Below are 1181 nucleotides of genomic sequence, written 5' to 3'. Positions count from 1 at the left end.
GATGAACGTGAGCACCCCCATTGAGACTTCTGCGCGGTCACAACGACCCACTGACCGAGATCGCCCGGGACGGGGCCCGCCGGATGCTGGCCGCTGCACTTCGGGCAGAGGCTGACGCCTTCGTGGCGCAGCATGCCGAGGAGACCCTGCCGGATGGGCGGCAACGCGTTGTGCGGCATGGGCACGGGCCAGAGCGGTCCATCCAGACCGGGATCGGGGCGCTCGACGTCCAACGTCCGAAGGTGCGCGACCGCGCCACCGATGTGCCGGCGGAACAGAAGATCCGCTTCACCTCTGCGATCCTGCCGAAATGGGCGCGGCGCTCGCGCAGCCTCGATGCGCTTCTACCGGTGCTCTACCTGCGCGGCATCTCGTCGGGGGACTTTCAGGAGGCGCTGGCCGCGATCCTGGGGCAGGATGCGCCGAACCTGTCGCCGGGCGTGATCTCGCGCCTGACCGGGGAATGGCAGCAGGAATATAACCGTTGGCAGCGCCGTGATCTGTCGGCGCGGCGCTACGTCTACATCTGGGCGGACGGCGTCTACCTCCAGGCCCGGATGGAGCCGCAGGCCGAGTGTATCTTGGTCATTCTCGGGGCCACGCCTGAAGGAAAGAAGGAGGTCGTCGGCTTCCAGGTAGGTGTGCGTGAGAGCGCGCAGAGCTGGCGCGAGCTGCTCATCGACATCAAGGCCCGCGGCCTCGCGGTTCCGCCGGAGATCGCCGTCGGGGACGGGGCGATGGGGTTCTGGAAGGCGCTCGACGAGGTCTTCCCGGGCACCCGCCATCAGAGGTGCTGGGTTCACAAGATCGCCAATGTCCTGAACAAGTTCCCGAAGTCCATGCAGCCGACGGTAAAGGCCGATCTGCGCGAGATCTGGCAGGCCGACACCTGCGCTGCGGCGGAAATCGCCATGGAAACCTTCTCCGAGAAATACGGGGCGAAATACGAAAAAGCGGTCAGCTGTCTGACGAAGGACAGGGAGGCGTTGCTCACCTTCTACGACTTTCCGGGTGACCATTGGGACCACCTGCGCACGGGCAACCCCATCGAAAGCGTCTTCGCCACCGTTCGGCACCGGACCGTGCGAACCAAGGGCGCGCTGTCGCAGAAAACGGCGAAGCTCATGGTCTTCAAGCTCGTTCAGGCCGCCGCAAAGACATGGCGGCGCCTGAAGGGCGCC

The 1181-nt window shown here is 65.7% G+C and carries 1 protein-coding gene; it reads left to right on the top strand.

The annotated features are described in order from the left end of the window. Positions 1–20 precede the first annotated feature (20 nt). Positions 21–1181 (top strand): IS256 family transposase (locus tag Q3Y53_RS13000; RefSeq protein WP_303536794.1); only part of this gene is annotated, 1161 nt, incomplete at its 3' end.

Source organism: Synechococcus sp. YX-04-1, assembly GCF_030546365.1.
GTDB lineage: Bacteria > Cyanobacteriota > Cyanobacteriia > PCC-6307 > Cyanobiaceae > Parasynechococcus.
This window is presented reverse-complemented; position numbering and strand designations above follow the sequence as displayed.